This window comes from Kineococcus halophytocola, assembly GCF_041276425.1.
In the GTDB taxonomy this organism is placed as follows: Bacteria; Actinomycetota; Actinomycetes; order Actinomycetales; family Kineococcaceae; genus Kineococcus; species Kineococcus halophytocola.
Genome location: NZ_JBGFTU010000021.1, coordinates 64,518 through 81,470, shown reverse-complemented (window position 1 = coordinate 81,470; position 16,953 = coordinate 64,518). Strand labels below are relative to the sequence as shown.

The 16,953-nt window shown below is 74.9% G+C and carries 18 protein-coding genes; 10 read left to right on the top strand and 8 right to left on the bottom strand.

The window, feature by feature from the left end; translation table 11 throughout:
- The first annotated feature begins 212 nt into the window (after nucleotides 1-212).
- Together AB2L27_RS16820 and AB2L27_RS16815 are read left to right on the top strand one after the other, a co-directional pair.
- Nucleotides 213-665 carry a nucleotidyltransferase domain-containing protein gene (locus AB2L27_RS16820; RefSeq protein WP_370442644.1) on the top strand — a complete coding sequence of 151 codons (453 nt, stop codon included), beginning with the start codon at nucleotides 213-215 and terminating at the stop codon, nucleotides 663-665.
- Entirely contained in the window at nucleotides 662-1,090 is a 429-nt protein-coding gene (locus AB2L27_RS16815; RefSeq protein WP_370442643.1) for a hypothetical protein, read from the top strand. The genes AB2L27_RS16820 and AB2L27_RS16815 overlap by 4 nt, the downstream gene beginning before the upstream one ends.
- An 8-nt stretch (nucleotides 1,091-1,098) precedes the next feature.
- Here the strand turns inward: AB2L27_RS16815 and AB2L27_RS16810 are convergent, their stop codons facing one another.
- From AB2L27_RS16810 to AB2L27_RS16790, 5 genes are read right to left on the bottom strand one after another with little or no spacing between them, the layout of a single operon-like run.
- Complete coding sequence (locus AB2L27_RS16810) at nucleotides 1,099-1,338, bottom strand: Smr/MutS family protein (RefSeq protein ID WP_370442648.1); 240 nt, start codon at nucleotides 1,336-1,338, stop codon at nucleotides 1,099-1,101.
- A gap of 26 nt (nucleotides 1,339-1,364) precedes the next feature.
- A complete protein-coding gene (locus AB2L27_RS16805) occupies nucleotides 1,365-3,083 on the bottom strand; it encodes an acetyl/propionyl/methylcrotonyl-CoA carboxylase subunit alpha (RefSeq protein WP_370442642.1) in 1,719 nt (572 codons plus the stop codon).
- 8 nt (nucleotides 3,084-3,091) lie between these two features.
- The gene (locus AB2L27_RS16800; protein WP_370442641.1) at nucleotides 3,092-4,648 is read right to left on the bottom strand and encodes a 5-oxoprolinase subunit B/C family protein; all 1,557 of its coding nucleotides are present in this window, start codon (nucleotides 4,646-4,648) and stop codon (nucleotides 3,092-3,094) included.
- 46 nt (nucleotides 4,649-4,694) lie between these two features.
- Entirely contained in the window at nucleotides 4,695-5,465 is a 771-nt protein-coding gene (locus AB2L27_RS16795; RefSeq protein WP_370442640.1) for a LamB/YcsF family protein, read from the bottom strand.
- A gap of 17 nt (nucleotides 5,466-5,482) precedes the next feature.
- Nucleotides 5,483-6,766 carry an NRAMP family divalent metal transporter gene (locus AB2L27_RS16790; protein ID WP_370442639.1) on the bottom strand — a complete coding sequence of 428 codons (1,284 nt, stop codon included), beginning with the start codon at nucleotides 6,764-6,766 and terminating at the stop codon, nucleotides 5,483-5,485.
- A 189-nt stretch (nucleotides 6,767-6,955) separates the two neighbouring features.
- Between AB2L27_RS16790 and AB2L27_RS16785 the strand changes: the two genes are divergently transcribed.
- From AB2L27_RS16785 to AB2L27_RS16750, 8 genes are all read left to right on the top strand, one after another.
- The gene (locus AB2L27_RS16785) at nucleotides 6,956-7,639 is read left to right on the top strand and encodes a GntR family transcriptional regulator (RefSeq protein ID WP_370442638.1); all 684 of its coding nucleotides are present in this window, start codon (nucleotides 6,956-6,958) and stop codon (nucleotides 7,637-7,639) included.
- 199 nt (nucleotides 7,640-7,838) lie between these two features.
- Nucleotides 7,839-9,818: an ATP-dependent zinc metalloprotease FtsH gene (gene ftsH / locus AB2L27_RS16780; RefSeq protein ID WP_370442637.1), complete on the top strand. Its 1,980-nt coding sequence runs from the start codon at nucleotides 7,839-7,841 to the stop codon at nucleotides 9,816-9,818.
- Between the two features lie 2 nt (nucleotides 9,819-9,820).
- Nucleotides 9,821-10,420, top strand: coding sequence for a GTP cyclohydrolase I FolE (gene folE, locus AB2L27_RS16775; RefSeq protein WP_370442647.1), 600 nt, complete (start codon nucleotides 9,821-9,823; stop codon nucleotides 10,418-10,420).
- A complete protein-coding gene (folP, locus tag AB2L27_RS16770) occupies nucleotides 10,417-11,289 on the top strand; it encodes a dihydropteroate synthase (protein WP_370442636.1) in 873 nt (290 codons plus the stop codon). The genes folE and folP overlap by 4 nt, the downstream gene beginning before the upstream one ends.
- The gene (gene folB, locus AB2L27_RS16765) at nucleotides 11,286-11,699 is read left to right on the top strand and encodes a dihydroneopterin aldolase (RefSeq protein WP_370442635.1); all 414 of its coding nucleotides are present in this window, start codon (nucleotides 11,286-11,288) and stop codon (nucleotides 11,697-11,699) included. The genes folP and folB overlap by 4 nt, the downstream gene beginning before the upstream one ends.
- Entirely contained in the window at nucleotides 11,696-12,202 is a 507-nt protein-coding gene (gene folK, locus AB2L27_RS16760) for a 2-amino-4-hydroxy-6-hydroxymethyldihydropteridine diphosphokinase (RefSeq protein WP_370442634.1), read from the top strand. The genes folB and folK overlap by 4 nt, the downstream gene beginning before the upstream one ends.
- Nucleotides 12,199-12,681: a DUF3180 family protein gene (locus tag AB2L27_RS16755; protein WP_370442633.1), complete on the top strand. Its 483-nt coding sequence runs from the start codon at nucleotides 12,199-12,201 to the stop codon at nucleotides 12,679-12,681. The genes folK and AB2L27_RS16755 overlap by 4 nt, the downstream gene beginning before the upstream one ends.
- Nucleotides 12,678-13,898, top strand: coding sequence for an aminotransferase class I/II-fold pyridoxal phosphate-dependent enzyme (locus AB2L27_RS16750; RefSeq protein ID WP_370442632.1), 1,221 nt, complete (start codon nucleotides 12,678-12,680; stop codon nucleotides 13,896-13,898). Before AB2L27_RS16755 ends, AB2L27_RS16750 begins: the two co-directional genes overlap by 4 nt.
- On the opposite strand, the gene AB2L27_RS16745 is transcribed toward AB2L27_RS16750, so the two are convergent.
- Genes AB2L27_RS16745 through AB2L27_RS16735 form a run of 3 tightly spaced genes read right to left on the bottom strand, consistent with a single transcriptional unit; the run spans nucleotide 13,849 to nucleotide 16,856 of the window.
- Entirely contained in the window at nucleotides 13,849-14,589 is a 741-nt protein-coding gene (locus AB2L27_RS16745; protein ID WP_370442631.1) for a class I SAM-dependent methyltransferase, read from the bottom strand. The two genes, AB2L27_RS16750 and AB2L27_RS16745, sit on opposite strands and share 50 nt — an antisense overlap.
- Nucleotides 14,590-14,632: 43 nt before the next feature.
- Nucleotides 14,633-15,661, bottom strand: a complete 1,029-nt coding sequence (locus AB2L27_RS16740) for an endonuclease/exonuclease/phosphatase family protein (RefSeq protein WP_370442630.1) — start codon at nucleotides 15,659-15,661, stop codon at nucleotides 14,633-14,635.
- Between the two features lie 19 nt (nucleotides 15,662-15,680).
- A complete protein-coding gene (locus AB2L27_RS16735) occupies nucleotides 15,681-16,856 on the bottom strand; it encodes an ABC transporter ATP-binding protein (RefSeq protein WP_370442629.1) in 1,176 nt (391 codons plus the stop codon).
- Nucleotides 16,857-16,953: the final 97 nt, after the last annotated feature.

Below are 16,953 nucleotides of genomic sequence, written 5' to 3'. Positions count from 1 at the left end.
GCCGGCTGGCTCGGGATTACGAGCGGACGGTGGCCTCGGCGGTGGCGATGGTGCAGATCGCTTACAGCCGGGTGATGCTGCGGCGGTTGACCCGCTCGGCCCCCTCAACCCTTTGAGGACAGCTTCTCAGCGGTGCCGCGGTCGCGAAACTCAGCGGTCGCTCCTACGCGCGAACTCGCGCCTGCCTGCACCGGCTGGTCGAGCACGGCCTGGTGACTGCGCAGGACGCGGGTCCGGCCGTCCTCTACGCGCTCAACCGTCGCCACGTGCTCGCCGATGCCGTCCTGGCGGCGGTGGGGTCGTCGGCGGCCGTCGAAGCGTTCCTCGTGGAACAGCTGGCCACGTGGGAACCGCCGGCGCGGGCCGTGGTGATCTTCGGGTCGTGGGCGCGGGGTGAGGCCGGGCCCGACAGCGACCTCGACCTGCTGCTCGTGCGGGACGACACCGTCGACGCCGACGGCGCGTGGGGAGATCAGGCGCACGCGACGGGACAGGCCCTGGAGGCGTTGACGGGCAACGCCGTCCAGTTCGTCCAGGTCACCGACTCGCAACTGGCGACCGCCGTCCGTGAGGACCAGCCGCTCATCGCCGGGCTGCGTCGGGACGGTCGGGTCCTGGTGGGGCCGTCGTTGAGGACACTGCTCACCGTTGGAGCAGCGGCATGAGCCGCCCCGGACCACGCACCGGCGACTGCACCCCGGCGGAGGCCCGGACCCGGTTGCGGCAGGCCCGGTTGTCCCTGGAAGCCGCCGAGCTCGTGCAGGCCGAGGACCTCGCGGAGGCCGCGACCGTCGCGACGGGAAACGCCGTGCTCGCTGCCATCGCCGCGGCGGACGCCATCTGCTGCTTCGTGGCCGGGGTGCGGTCCCGCGGGCAGGACCACCGTCAGGCCATCGCCCTCCTGCAGGAGGCCACCGGCGACGCGGCGCTGGCGAGGGGGTTGCGCGAGGTGCTCGACCTCAAGGTCCAGCGCAGGGCCCTGGCTCCAGCGGGTCACTACGGGCTCAGCAACGTCTCGCAGGCCAACTGCACGGCGGCGATCCGACGCGCACGCGCCCTCGTGGAGGACGCTACGACGCGCCTGATGTGAGACGCCCCTCAGAACCGCAGCACGACCCGCCCCTCGTTGTCCGGGTCGACCGCGGCGCTCTTGACGAGCTTGGCGACCTGCGGCTGACGCAGGTACGTCAGCACCCGGGCCCGCAGCTTCCCCTCGCCCTTGCCGCAGATGATCTCCGCGCTCGGTTCACCGCTGGCGGCGGCGCGCAGGACGAACGTGCGCAGGGTGGTGTCGATGTCGCGGGTGTTGCGGAACACGGCGTGCAGGTCGACGGACATCACCCCGCCACTCTGCACCCCGCCCCTCACCCGATGCGCGCCAGCACCGCACCCGCGCCGATCGCCGCGCCCTGCTCGACGGCCCGCCGCAGCGTCCCCGCCCGGCGCGCGGTGATCCGCGCCTCCATCTTCATGGCCTCCACGACGGCGACGTCCTGGCCCTGCGCGACGTCGGTCCCGTCCTCGACGAGCCAGCTCGTCAGCGTGCCGGGGGACGGGGCGACCAGGGCGTCCTCGTCCGGTCCGGTCTCCTCGGCGGCGGGGTCCACAGCGCCGACGGACCCCAGGGCGGCGAGGAACTCCGCGGGCAGCCCGACGGTGGCCATCCGCCCGTCGATCTCCACTCCGAACCGGCGCAGGGCCGGTCCTTCGACCGGCGCGGGCCGAAGCTGCGGTTCCAGCCGCGGCATGAGCTCGGCCTCGATCCACTGGGTGTGGACGGCGAACCCCGCGGTGGAGAAGCCCGGTTCGTCGACGACGGCCCGCGCGAACGGCAGGACCGTGGCGAGCCCGGTGATGTGGAACTCGGCCAGCGCACGGCGGGCGCGGGCCAGCGCGGTGTCGCGGTCCCCGGCGTGGACGAGGAGCTTTCCGGCGAGGGAGTCGAACGCGGCCTGCACGGTGTCACCGGCCTCGACCCCGCCGTCCCACCGCACCCCCGGACCCGAGGGCACCCGCAGCTCCTCGACCCGGCCGGGGGAGGGCAGGAACCCCCGGCCGGGGTCCTCGGCGTTGACGCGGAACTCGACCGCGTGGCCCCGCGGCTCGGGCGTCGTCGTGAACGAGGGCCCGGACCCGGAGGCGATGCGGAACTGCTCGCGCACGAGGTCGGTCCCGGTGACGAGCTCGGTGACAGGGTGCTCGACCTGCAACCGGGTGTTCACCTCGCAGAACGACAGGGTTCCGTCGGCACCGAGCAGGAACTCCACCGTCCCCGCGCCGCGGTAGTCGACGGCGGCGCAGAGGTCGCGGGCCGCGCGGTGGATGGTCGTGCGCTGCTCCTCGCTCAACCCGGGGGCGGGCGCCTCCTCGACGAGCTTCTGGTTGCGCCGCTGCAGCGAGCAGTCCCGGTCCCCGACCACGGTGACCGAACCCTTCCCGTCGCCGAGCACCTGGACCTCCAGGTGCCGGGGGCGGTCCAGGAACCTCTCCACGAAGCACTCCCCGCGGCCGAACGCGGCGACGGCCTCGCGGGTCGCGGACGTGAACGCGTCGACGACCTCGGCCCGCGTGCGGGCGACCCGCATCCCGCGGCCGCCGCCGCCGTGGGCGGCCTTGACGACGATCGGCAGCCCGAACTCGTCGGCGAACGCCTCGGCCTCCGCGGCGTCGGCCAGGGGTTTCGGCGACCCCGGGGCCAGGGGCGCACCGGCCTCACGGGCGATGGCGCGCGCCGTCACCTTGTCACCCAGCGCCTCGATCGTCTCCGGGGCCGGCCCGATCCACGTCAGTCCCGCGGCCTCCACGGCGCGGGCGAACTCCGCGTTCTCGGACAGGAACCCGTAGCCGGGGTGAACGGCGTCCGCGCCCGACCTCCGCGCCGCGGTCAGCAGGGCGTCCACGTTCAGGTACGTCTCCGCGGCGGTGGTGCCGGGCAGCGCGACGGCCGCGTCGGCGAGCCGGACGTGCAGGGCGCCCGCGTCCTGGTCGGCGTAGACGGCGACGGACCGCAACCCCGCCTCGGCGGCGGCGCGGACGACGCGCACGGCGATCTCGCCGCGGTTGGCGATCAGGACGGTGTGCACGGTTCTCCTCACAGGTCGACGGAGGGGGCGCGCGGCCGGAAGCGGACGCGGGCGCCGGGGGGCAGTTGCCCCAGCAGGTCGAGGTGGGCGTCGACGACGGCGCCGACGACGGGGTACCCGCCGGTCAGGGGGTGGTCGGGGCCGAACAGGACGGGCTGCCCGTCCGGCGGGACCTGGATCGCCCCCGTCACGGCGCCCTCGCTCGGCAGTTCCCCCGCGCGGCGGCGTTCCAGCGGGGTTCCCGCCAGCCGCAGGCCGACGCGGTCCGAGCGCGGGGTGACCTCCCACTCCTGGGAGACCAGCGATTCCACGGCCCCGTCGGTGAACCAGTCGGTGCGGGGCCCGAGGACGACGTCGAGCTCCACGACGTCCCCGGCGCGGGGGAGGTCCGCGACGGGGTGCGGACCGGGGTCGACGGCGTGCGGGGCGGCGGCGGGGCCGTGCAGCGCGAGGCGGTCCCCGGCGGTGAGCGGACGCGGCCCGACCCCCGACAACGTGTCGGTGGCCAGCGACCCGAGCGCGGCGGGGACGGCGAAACCCCCGCGGACCGCGACGACCGTGCGCAGCCCGGACCGGGGAGCGCCGAGCCGCAGTTCGTCCCCGTCCTCGACGGCCACCGGTCGCGCGGCCGGGACGGGGATGCGGGTCCCGTCCGCCACGAGGGAGGCGTCGGCGTCGGCCCCGGCGAGGGCGAGCACGCCGGGTCCGGTGAACCGCAGCACGGCCCCACCGCCCGCGAGTTCCAGCACGGCGGCCTCCGCAGAGTTTCCCACCGCGCGGTTCGCCGTGCGCAGCGCACCCCGGTCGGCCACGCCCGAGGCGGCGACGCCCTCGGCCAGGTGCCCGGGACGGCCCAGGTCCTGCAGCAGCAGTTGCACCCCCGGCGAGACGACCTCGACGGAGAACTCCGAGGTGACGGGTTCCGGCTCCGGCGTCCGCACGGTCACCAGGTCGCGGTCGACCTGCCGGAACCGCACGGTCGTCCCCGGGGCGAGCAGTGCGGGCGGGTCGCGGTCGAGGTCCCACATGACCGCGTCGGTGCGGCCGATGAGCTGCCAGCCGCCGGGGCTCTGGCGCGGGTAGACGCCGGAGAACGTCCCGGCCAGCCCCACGGACCCCGCCGGGATGCGGGTGCGCGGGGAGGAACGGCGCGGCACGTCGAACAGCGCGTCGTCCCCGACGAGGTACCCGAACCCCGGTGCGTACCCCGTGAAGGCGACCGTCCACGTCGCGGCCTGGTGCCGCCGCACGAGTTCGGCCGGCGAGCACCCGAGGAGCTCTGCGACCTCGCCGAGGTCCTGCCCGTCGTAGCGGACGTCGAGGGTCACCGACCGACCGGTGGCCGCGAGCCCGGAGGCCGGTTCCACCGCCCGCACCCGTTCGACGACGTCGGCGGGGGACGTGGCGCGCGGGTCCAGGACGAGCAGGATCGTCCGGGCGGCGGGCACGACCTCGCGGACCCCGGGCAGGTCGGCGGCCAGCAGCGCGGTGAACACCCGGGTGGTCTCGTCCAGGTCGGGAAGTTCCACCACCACCGCGGTGTCGCCGGCGGGCAGGAACCTCATGAGCCGACCGCGCCGACGGGCGACGGCGCGGGGGAGGACGGACCCATCAGCGGGCCCGCGCGACGAACGGCGCGATCGAGACCCCGGCGCCGGTGAGCGCTTCGCGGACGGCGGCGGCCATCGCGACCGCCCCGGGGGAGTCGCCGTGCACGCACAGGGACTCGGCCCGCACGGCCACGTCCGCGCCGTCGACCGCCTCGACGACCCCGTCCTCGACGAGGCGCACCATGCGCCGGGCCACGAGGTCGGCGTCGTGCAGGACGGCGCCGGGTTCCTTCCGGGAGACGAGCTGCCCGGCCGGGGTGTAGGCGCGGTCGGCGAACGCCTCGGCCGCCGTCGCGAGCCCGGCCCGGTCGGCGACGTCGAGGGCGACCCCGCCGGCCAGGCCCAGCAGCACGAGGGAGGGGTCGACGGCCTTGACCGCCGCGACGACGACCTCGGCGGTCGCCTCGTCGACGGCCATCGTGTTGTAGAGGGCGCCGTGGGGCTTGACGTAGACGACGGCGTCGCCGGCGGACCGGGCCAGCGCCCACACCGCGCCGAGCTGGTACTCCACGTGCGCCTGCAGCACGGGCGCCGGCAGGTCCAGGCGTTCGCGGCCGAAGTTCTCGTAGTCGCGGTACCCGGGGTGGGCGCCGATCGTGACGCCGGCCCGGGACGCCGCCAGGACCGTCTCGCGGATGCCCTCGGGGCTGCCGGCGTGGAAACCGCAGGAGACGTTGGCGCTGCTGACCACGGCCAGCATCGCCGCGTCGTCGGAGACGGGGCGGTCGGGGGTGTTCTCCCCGAGGTCGGAGTTCAGGTCGATGGTCACCACGGTGGGTCCTCCGGGGGTCAGGCGGACAGGAAGTCGAAGACGGGGCCGACGGACTGCGAGGCCATCCAGAAGCTGATCGCCAGCGCCAGCGTCCCCACGACGAGCAGCCACACCGGGTAGCGGTAACCGCCGAGCACGTCGCGCTGCCGGAACCAGCCGATGTAGAGGAACACCGTCAGGCCGATCGGCAGGATCAGCCCGTTGAACCCGCCGACGAAGACGAGCAGCGCGGCCGGTGCGGTGCCGATGGCCAGGTAGACGACGAGGGAGACGACGATGAACGCCACGGTGGTCAGCTGCAGCGGCCACCCCGTCGCCAGCCGGCGGGAGAAGGTGGAGAGGAACGTCGAGGAGGTGTACGCGGCCCCGATGACCGACGTCAGGGCGGCGGCCCAGAAGATCGCCCCGAAGACGCGGATGCCCGCGTCGCCGAGGACGGCGCCGAACGCCTGACCGGCGGGGTTGGCCGCGCGGCCGGACAGGTCGAGGGCCACGCCGGAGGCGACGACGCCGAGGATCGCCAGGAACAGCACGTAGCGCATGACGCCGGTGACGAGGATGCCGGTGACCGAGGCGCGGTGGACGGCGCGCACGTGCTCGGGCCCGGTCTGCCCGGAGGCGAGGTAGCGGTGGGCCCCGGCGTAGGTGATGTAGCCGCCGACGGTGCCGCCGACGATGGTGGTGATGGTCGCGAAGTTGACCGTGTCCGGCACGACGGTCTGCCGGAAGGCGTCGCCGACCGGGGGACCGGAGGCGATGGCGACGGCCACCGTCATGACGATCATCCCCAGCCCCAGGACGAGCACGACGCGGTCGACGACCGTCCCGGCCCGCTTGACGAGGAAGACGCCGATCGCCAGCAGTCCGGTGACGAGACCGCCGACCTTCGGGTCCAGGCCGAGCAGGGCGTTGAGGCCGAGCCCGCCGCCGGCGATGTTGCCGATGTTGAAGGCCAGGCCGCCGATGACGATGAGGACGGTCAGGACGTGGCCGCTGAAGGGGACGGCGCTGTTGGCGAGGTCGCCGGCGCGCTTGCCGGTGACGGTGATGAGCCGCCAGACGTTCATCTGGACGGCGAAGTCGATGAGGATCGACACCAGGATCGCGAAGGCGAACGCCGCGCCGAGGGTGGCGGTGAAGGTGGCGGTCTGGGTGATGAAGCCCGGGCCGATGGCGGAGGTCGCCATGAGGAAGATCGCGCCGATCACGGGTCCGCGGCCCGGTCGTCGCCGCGTGGTGCTCAGCTCGGTGCTCGGGTCGGCGGTGGTGCTGACGCTCTCCTGGGCGGGGCGCTTCGACATGGTGGCTCCCGGGGACGTGGCGACGTTGCTGCGGGGCGGGGCTGCCGGACGGCAGCACTGTGGCACTCCTGGTTGAAGAACACAATGGCGCAGATTGTTGAACAACGTGTTGCGCCGTGTTGCGTTTGCGTGAACTCCGCGCCGGGTCGCGCCGCCGGGGCCGCGTCGGGGGGCACCTACGATGACGGGGTGACCGAGGCCGCTGCGTTGACCTCCGTGCCCGACGGGGGGCCGGACGGCGAGGGCGGCACGCTGGCCGACCTCCTGAGCGCGCGGATCGCCGCCGGGGAGTTCCCGCCCGGCCGGCGGCTGTCGGAGACGGCACTGGCGCAGCGGTTCTCCGTGTCCCGCAACACGCTGCGCGAGGCGTTCCGGGTGCTGGCCGGGCAGGGCCTGCTCGAGCACGTCCCGCACCGCGGGGTGTCGGTGGCCTCGCCCCGAGTGGGCGACGTGCTCGACATCTACCGCGTCCGACGCCACCTCGAGACGGGAGTGCTGGCCCGGGCCGACGTCGGGCACCCGTCCGTGGACCGGATGCGGGCGGCGGTGGCCGCGGCCGGGGACGCCGTCGCCGCGGGGGACTGGGCCGGGGTCGGCACCGCGAACATGGCCTTCCACGAGGCCCTCGTGTCGCTGTCGGACAGCCCGCGGCTGCTGCGCACCCACCGCCAGCTCGCCGCCGAGCTGCGGCTGGCCTTCCTCGTCATCGGGGACCCGCAGACGCTGCACGGGCGGTTCGTGGCCCGCAACCGCTCGGTGCTCGACACCTTCGCCGCCGACGGCGGTCCCGCGGCGGCGCGGGAGCTGGAGGACTACCTCACCGAGTCCGAGCGGACGGTGCTCGGCGCCTACGCCCGGCTCGGGCTGGGCTGAGCGCCCGCCCGGCGGCAGGGCCGGCTGTCGCTCAGCTCTCAGCGAACCGGCGGCCGGTGCCCGGAACAGGGGGGCCGCCCCGCCCGTTCGGACGGCGTAGGACCTGCGGGGCGGTGCCCGGGCGGCCTGTCGTGGCCGCGGTGTACCGTCGATCGACAGGCAGGATCGAGCAGGAGGGACGGGGGCGACGCCCCCACAGATGCCCAACACTCTCAAGCGCATCGTCAGGGGCCCGTGGCTGTGGATCGTCGTGGCGATCGCAGCGGTCGCGATCGGCGCCTCCTTCTTCGCGTCCAGCGGCACCGCGGAGGTCTCCACGACCCGCGCGCTGCAGCTCATCGAGCAGGACCGGGTCCAGAGCGCGACCCTCACCGACGGCAACCAGCGGATCGACCTGGAGCTGAAGTCCGGGGAGACGGTCGACGGCGCCACGACGGCCCGCTCGTACTACATCTCCCAGCGCGGTGACGCGGTCCTGACGGCCCTGGCCGACAACCCGCCGCCGGACGGGGTGACCGACGAGGTGCCGACGACCGGCGTCCTGCAGTCCCTGCTGTTCACCGTCGGGCCGATCCTGCTGCTCGTGCTCCTGTTCTGGTTCCTCATGAGCCAGATGCAGGGCGGGGGCAGCCGGGTCATGCAGTTCGGCAAGTCCAAGGCCAAGATGATGACCAAGGACACCCCCAAGACGACGTTCGCCGACGTGGCGGGCGCCGCCGAGGCGGTCGAGGAGCTGCACGAGATCAAGGAGTTCCTGGAGGACCGGGAGAAGTTCCAGGCCGTCGGGGCCAAGATCCCCAAGGGCGTCCTGCTCTACGGCCCGCCCGGCACGGGCAAGACCCTCCTCGCCCGCGCCGTCGCCGGCGAGGCCGGGGTGCCGTTCTACTCGATCTCCGGCTCGGACTTCGTCGAGATGTTCGTCGGGGTCGGCGCCTCCCGCGTCCGCGACCTGTTCGAGCAGGCCAAGGCCAACTCGCCCGCGATCATCTTCGTCGACGAGATCGACGCCGTCGGCCGCCACCGCGGGGCCGGCCTGGGCGGCGGTCACGACGAGCGCGAGCAGACGCTGAACCAGCTCCTCGTGGAGATGGACGGCTTCGACGTCAAGACGAACGTCATCCTCATCGCGGCGACCAACCGCCCCGACATCCTCGACCCGGCGCTGCTGCGCCCGGGCCGCTTCGACCGCCAGATCGCCGTCGAGGCCCCCGACATGGAGGGCCGGCACAAGATCCTGCAGGTGCACGGCAAGGGCAAGCCGCTCGCGCCGAACATCGACCTGGAGGCCGTGGCCCGCCGCACCCCCGGCTTCTCCGGCGCCGACCTGGCCAACGTCCTCAACGAGGCCGCGCTGCTGACGGCCCGGGCCAACGCCAAGGTCATCGACGACGCCGCCGTGGACGAGGCCATCGACCGCGTCATGGCCGGCCCGCAGAAGCGGACCCGCCGCATGAGCCAGCAGGAGCTGAAGGTCACCGCGTACCACGAGGGTGGGCACGCGCTGGTGGCCGCGGCGCTGCCGAACACCGACCCGGTGACGAAGGTGACGATCCTGCCGCGCGGCCGGGCCCTGGGGTACACGATGGTCCTGCCGACCGAGGACAAGTACTCCACGTCGCGCAACGAGATCCTCGACCAGCTCGCCTACGCCCTCGGGGGCCGCGTGGCCGAGGAACTGGTGTTCCACGACCCCACCACGGGCGCGAGCAACGACATCGAGAAGGCCACCGGGATGGCCCGCAAGATGGTCACCCAGTACGGCATGAGCGAGCGGATCGGGGCGATCAAGCTCGGCCAGGGTCAGGGCGAGGTCTTCCTCGGCCGCGACATGGGCCACGAGCGCGACTACTCCGAGGGCGTCGCCGGGATCGTCGACGAGGAGGTGCGCCGGCTCATCGAGGCCGCGCACGACGAGGCGTGGGAGATCCTCGTCGAGCACCGCCCCGTCCTGGACGCGCTCGTCGTGGCGCTGCTGGACAAGGAGACCCTCAACCAGGCCGAGCTGGCCGAGATCTTCGCCCCCGTGGTGAAGCGCCCGCAGCGCCCGGTGTGGTTGTCCTCCGAGCGCCGGCACGTCTCCGACATCCCCCCGGTGGGCAGCCCCGGGCAGCTCAACGGTCGCACCGGCGGCTTCCAGACGCCGGTGAACACCGAGAACGGGCTGAACGAGCAGCCGTGAGCATGACGGGGACACCGGCCACCGGCGGCCGGTCGTTCGACCGGGCGCGGGCCGAGAACGCGGTCCGGGAGTTCCTCCTGGCCATCGGGGAGGACCCGGACCGCGAGGGCCTGCAGGACACCCCGCAGCGGGTGGCGAAGGCGGCGACCGAGCTGTTCGCCGGGTTGTGGCTGGAACCGGCCGACGTGCTCGTCACCGACTTCGGCCTCGAGCACGACGAGCTGGTGCTGGTCAAGGACATCGAGGTCCAGTCCACCTGCGAGCACCACCTGCTGCCCTTCCACGGCGTCGCGCACGTCGGGTACATCCCCGGCGAGCACGGCCGCGTGACGGGCCTGTCCAAGCTCGCCCGGCTCGTCGACGTCTACGCCCGCCGGCCGCAGCTGCAGGAGCGCCTGACCACCCAGGTCGCCGACGCCCTCACCGAGCACCTGCACCCGCGCGGCGTCATCGTCGTCGTCGAGGCCGAGCACTCCTGCATGACCTACCGCGGAGTGCGCAAACCGGGCGCCAAGACCGTCACCTCCGCCGTGCGGGGGTCCCTGCGCAACGCCGCCACCCGCGCCGAGGCGATGAGCCTCATCGTCGCGGGCCACCGGTGAACCCGCTGCTGACCCCGGGTCCCACCCGGGTCCTCGGCGTCCTCAACGTCACCCCCGACTCCTTCTCCGACGGGGGCCGGCACACCGACGACCCCGTCGCGCGCGGCCTCGCGCTGCACGCCGCGGGCGCCGACCTCGTCGACGTCGGCGGGGAGTCCACCCGTCCCGGGGCGAGCCGCGTCGACGCCGCCGAGGAGCTGCGCCGCGTCCTGCCCGTCGTGCAGGGGCTGGTCGCCGCGGGGGTGCCGGTGAGCGTGGACACCATGCGCGCCGCGACCGCCCGCGCGGCCGTGGCGGCCGGGGCGGTCGTCGTCAACGACGTCTCCGGCGGGCTCGCGGACCCGGACATGGCCGCGACCGTGGCGGAGCTGGACTGCGTCTACGTGCTCTCGCACTGGCGCGGGGCCTCGGACGTCATGAACTCCCTGGCCACCTACGAGCACGCCGCGGTCGAGGTGCGGCGGGAGCTGGGGCGGCAGCTGGACGCCGTCGTCGCCGCGGGTGTGGACCGCGACCGCATCGTCCTGGACCCGGGGCTGGGGTTCGCCAAGCGCGCCGAGCACGACTGGACGGTGCTGGGGGACCTCGACCTGCTCCAGGTGCTGGGTCGCCCTCTCCTCATCGGCGCCTCGCGCAAGCGGTTCCTCGGGGCGCTCCTGGCCGGCCCCGACGGGGTCGTCCCCCCGCCGGAGGAGCGCGACGTCGCCACCGCGGTGATCACCGCCCTGCTGGCCGAGCGCGACGTCTGGGGCGTGCGGGTCCACGACGTCCCGTCGTCGGTCGCGGCCGTGAAGGTCGCCGGTGCGTGGCGCCGGGGTCGCACCCCCACCGCCGTCCCCGTCGGCACGGCCGCGAAGGGAGACACGTGAGTTCCCTCGAGGCCACCGGCCCCGTCCTGGACGCCGACGGCCGCCCGCTGGACCGCATCGTCCTGCGCGGGCTGTCCGGCCGCGGCCGGCACGGCGTCCTGGACGCCGAGCGCGAGCTGGGCCAGGTCTTCGCCCTCGACGTCGCCCTGCACCTGGACACCCGGCAGGCCGCCGCGGACGACGACCTGAACGCCACCGTCCACTACGGCCTGCTCGCCCAGGACCTCGTCACCGTCCTGACGGGGGAACCGGTCGCGCTGCTGGAGACCCTCGCCCAGCGCCTGGCCGACGTCGCGCTCGCCGCGTCGCCGCGCGTGCAGGCGGTCGACGTCGTCGTGCACAAGCCGCAGGCCCCCGTCCCGGTGCCCTTCGCCGACGTCGAGCTGTGCGTCCGCAGGACCCGTCCGTGAGGCCGGGCACACCGGCGGTGCTGGCCCTCGGCGCCAACCTCGGGGACCGCGCCGCCACGCTGCGCGCCGCGGTCGGGGCGCTGGAGGCCACCGACGGCATCACCGTCGAGGCGGTCTCCACGGTCCTGGAGACGGCCCCCGTCGGCACCGTCCCGGACCAGCCGGACTTCCTCAACGCGGTGGTCCTGGCCCGCACCGACCTCACCCCGCACGCGCTGCTGGCCGCCGCGCACGCCGTGGAGGCCGCGCTGGGGCTGGACCGCAGCACGAAGGTGCCCGACGGCCCCCGGCCCGTCGACGTCGACGTCATCGCCGTCGGGGACGTCGTGCTCGACGCGGACGGCCTCGTCCTGCCCCACCCGCGCGCCCACGAGCGCGACTTCGTCCTCGGCCCGTGGCTGGAGCTGGACCCCGACGCCGTGCTGCCCGGACCGCGCGGTGGCCGCGTCGCCGACCTCCTGCGGCGTCTGCACGCCGGCGACGAGCGGGACGGACGCCCGTGAGGCCCACCCGTCCCGGGGTGCTGCTCGCCGTGGGGTTCCTCGCCGCCGTCCTGGCCTGGTCCGGGCTGCAGGTGTGGGTCTCCACCGGGGGCGCCGAACCCGACCTCGTGTGGCGCACGACGCTGACCATCGGCCTGCTCGTCGTCGCGGTCGTCGGGGTGGGGTGGCCCGTCAAGCAGTGGGTCGAGGGCGACAAGGCGCGCCGGATCGACGCGCTGCGCGCCGCCCGCACGGCCGCGCTGGCCAAGGCGGCCTCGGTCGCCGGGGCCCTGCTCGTCGGGGTGTTCCTGGGCTGGGGCGTGCACTACCTGCCCACCCTGCACATCGCGGCCCGCCGCTCCGAGGCCGTCGTGGCCGGGGTCGACGTGGTGGCCTCGGCCCTGCTGCTCGCGGCGGGCCTGGTCGTCGAACGCTGGTGCCGCGTCCCGCCCGAGGACGAGGAGACCGGCGCGCGCACCCGCGGGGGAGGCCGGTCGTGAAGCTGTCCCAGCGCGCCGGGACGACCGAGCCGTTCCACGCGCTCGCCATCGGTCAGCGCGCCGCCGAGCTGGCCGCCCAGGGCCACCACGTCGTCCGCCTCAGCATCGGTGAACCCGACGCGGGGGCCCCGCCGGAGGTGCTGGCCGCGCTGCGCGAGGTCGCCGACGGCCGGCCCCTGCCCTACACCCCGGCGCTCGGCCTGCCGGAGCTGCGCGCCGCCATCGCGCGGTCCTACCGCGACCGGCACGGCGTCGAGGTGGACCCGGCGCGGATCGCCGTCACCTCCGGGGCCTCGGCCGCGCTGCTGCTCGTCCTGGCCGCGACCGTCGACCCGGGCGACGACGTCCTGCTCGCCGACCCGTCCTACCCGTGCAACCGGCAACTGGTCTCGACCTTCGGCGGCCGGGCCCTCACCCTGCCCACGACGCCGGAGGACCGCTACCAGCTCACCGCCGACGCGCTGCGGCGGGCGTGGACCCCCGCCACGTCGGTCGTCATGGTCGCCTCCCCCTCGAACCCGACGGGGACGTCGGTGCCGCCGGGCGACCTCGCGGCGCTGTGCGCGGAGGCCGCCGCCCGCGACGCCTGGCGCGTCGTCGACGAGATCTACCTCGACCTGGCCGACCCCGCCCCCGACGGGACGCCCGCGCCGACGGTCCTGGCCGCCGACCCCGGCGCCGTCGTCGTCAGCAGCTTCTCGAAGTACTTCGGCATGACCGGCTGGCGCCTGGGGTGGGCCGTCCTGCCGCCCGCGCTCGTCGAACCGGTGGAACGGCTGGCGCAGAACTACTTCATCGCCGCCTCGACCCCGTTGCAGCACGCCGCGCTGGCCTGCTTCACCCCCGGTTCCCTCTCCGTGTGCGAGGAGCGGCGGCGGGAGTTCCGCGCCCGCCGCGACCTCGTCCTCGACGGTCTCGCCGCGCTGGGTCTGCCCGTCCCCGTCGTCCCGGACGGGGCGTTCTACGTCTACGTCGACGTCCGCCCCAGCGGTCTGGACGCCTGGGAGTTCTGCGCGCGGGCCCTGGCCGAGCACCACGTCGCGCTCACCCCGGGCCGCGACTTCGCCAGCGCCGGGCCCGGCGGGACCGCCGACACCCACGTCCGGTTGTCGTACGCCGCCTCCCGCGCCGAGCTCACCGAGGGTCTGCGCCGGATCGGGGAGTTCCTCACGGCTCTTTCCGCCACACCGACACGTGCGAGCGCGACGCCGCGGTGAACTCCGAGCGGTCCCACCCGCTCCAGCGGCTCTCCAGCGCCAACCCCGCGATCCGCGCCATGAGGTCGTACTCGGCCGGCCACGCGTACCGGTGGTGGGAGGTGAACCGCGACGCCGTCCCGTCCGGGGCGAACCGGACGTGGTGCGACGTCACCCAGCACGCCACGAGGTCGTAGGTGTCGACCCCGAGGTGGTCGGGCGAGACGTCGAACGGCCGGGCGGACTCCCCGGGCAGCAACCGCTGCAGCTCCGGCACGAACGTCTCGACGCAGAACGCGCCGCCGGGGGCGAGGTGGCGGGCTGCGTTGAGGAAGCACCCGACCTGTTCGTCCTGCTCCAGCAGGTTCGTCACGGTGTTGAACACGAGGTAGACGAGCGAGAACTCCCCGTCCACCCGCGTCGTGGCCATGTCGCCCTCGACCACCTCGACGGCCGGAGCGCCCGCGGCGACCTTCGCGCGCAGTTCCGCGAGCATGTGCGGGGACAGCTCGATGCCCGCCACGGGAACCCCGCGGGCGGCCAGGGTCAGACCCACGCGGCCCGTCCCGATCGCGAGCTCCAGCGCCCGGCCGGTCCCGGCGAGGTCGGTCAGGACGTCCACCGCGGGGCCCAGGACCCCGGGAGCGAACAGGTCGGCCGTGTCCTCGTCGTAGGTCCGGGCCACCTCAGGGCCCCACGGGTCACCCGTCACACCCCTGACGCTAGGCCGCCCGCCCCGGCGGTTCCACGGGGTTTCAGCCGGGCCAGGCGAGGTCGGCCACGACGGGGGAGTGGGTGCTGCCACCCGGCGCCCCCTCGAACGTGCCGACGGGCTCGAACCCGGCGACGAGGACGACGTCGACGCGCGCGAACCCCGGTGAGTCCCCCCGGGTGAGCCCCGGCCGCGTCCCGACGGCCCGGTGCGCGTCCACGAGACCGTGCGAGCGCAATTCGCGCAGGGGTTCGTTGAGCTCGGCGGAGTTCAGGTCACCGGCCACGACGACGGCCTGCCCGGCGGCCCGGCGCTGCGCGGCGACGTCGGCGAACCGGCGCGCCTCGCCCACCCGCACCCGTGCGGCGTTCCCCGTCGAGCCCGCCGGGTTGCGGGCCTGCGCCCGCCCGGTGCAGAACAGGCACGGGGAGGCCAGGTGCACCGAGACGACCGCGACGTCGCGGCCGCCCACGTCGAGCGTGACGACGTCGGCGGAGCGGGCCCCGGCGGGCAGCCCGGTGACGGGGTCGACGGACGTGATCGGGAAGCGGGACCACACGGCGTCGCCGTCGCCCTGGCTGCTCGGCGCGCCCCAGCTCCGGTACGGGTAGCGCGCCCCGTAGCGGGCCTCGTACCCGGCGCGCTGGGCGGGGGCGACCTCCTGCAGCGCCAGGACGTCCGGGGCGGCCTCGGCCACGAGCCGGGCCAGGCCGTCCGCGCCGCGCCAGGCGGAGGTGTTGAACGTGGCCACGCGCAGGTCGGTCGCCCGGTCCACGGGGTCGACCCGGTTCACGGCGTACGGGACGAACAGCGCGCCGGCCGCCACGGCCGGGGCGGCGAGCGCGGCGGCGGCCCACCACCAGCGCGCCGCGGTCGCCAGCGGGACCAGGACGAGGGCCGGGGCCAGCCACCACACGGCGGACAACCCCAGCACGTAGCCGAGGGCGTGGCCGTCGGTGGACAGCACGACGACCGCGAGGGCCGGGGTCGCGCACAGGCCGTACCCCAGGACGAGGGCACGGGCGCGCGGTGCGCGGCGCCGCACCGGGCGCCGGGGAGGCGTCGGTGGCACACCCCCATCCTGCCGGGTGTCAGCCCGGGGGGTCGACGACGTCGCGGCGCACCGCCGTGTGCACGACGTCGGGGGTCAGCGCCCCGACGTAGTCCTGCCCGTCCAGGACGGGCAGCAGCGGGGCCTCCTGGGCCAGCAACCGGGAGAACGCCGAGCGCAGGTCGGCCTCCGCCGGCACGGTCGCGGTGAACGGCTGCACGAGGTCGCCGACCCGGGCGTCCCGGGAACCCGATCGCGCCGCCGTGCGCAACCGCCCGCGCGCGACCCAGCCCAGCACCCGGCCCTGCGCCAGCACCACGGCGTGCTGCCCGCCGTCGAGGTCCAGGGCCGTGGCCGCGTACTCCACGCCGTCACCGGGGGCCAGGACCAGCGGTTTGGCCAGGTCCTCGGCCCGCACCGGGGTGACGGCCAGCCGGCGCAACCCCCGGTCGGAACCCACGAACTCCACGACGAACTCCGAGGCCGGCGCCGACAGCAGCGTGCGCGGGTCGGCGAACTGCTCCAGCACCCCGCCGGGGGAGAACACCGCGATCCGGTCGGCGATGCGCACGGCCTCGTCGAGGTCGTGGGTGACGAACAGGACGGTCTTGCGCAGGTCCGTCTGGATCCGCCGGAACTGCGTCTGCAACCGGTCGCGCACCACGGGGTCGACCGCCCCGAACGGTTCGTCCATGAGCAGCACCGGCGGGTCGGCCGCGAGCGCCCGGGCCACGCCCACGCGCTGCTGCTGCCCGCCGGAGAGCTGGGCGGGGTAGCGGTCGCCGTAGGTGTGCGGGTCCAGGCCGACCAGGTCGAGCAGTTCCTCGACGCGGCGGGCCGCGACGGCGTCGTCCCAGCCGAGCAGCCGCGGGACGGTGGCGACGTTGCGGCGGACCGTGCGGTGCGGCAGCAGCCCCCCGGCCTGGACGACGTACCCGATCCCGCGGCGCAGCGTGACGGCGTCGACGTGGGTTGTGTCGCGGCCGTCGACGACGATCCGCCCGGCGCTCGGTTCGACGAGCCGGTTGACCATCCGCAGGATCGTGGACTTGCCGCAGCCCGAGGGCCCCACGAGCGCGACGAGCTCGCCGCGGCGCACGGAGAACGTCAGGTCACCCACCGCGGGGGCGTGCTGGCGCGCGTACCGCTTGGAGACCCCCTCGAACCGGATGACGTCGTCGACACCGGTCTCGAGCTCCTGGGCGTCGGTGATCACCCCAGAAGCCTCTCCGACGCCCGGCCGGTTCGGCAACGCGGCGCCCGCCGGGCCCGTCCCCCTCCTGCCGCCACCACCGGTGCCGGCGGCCCCGCGT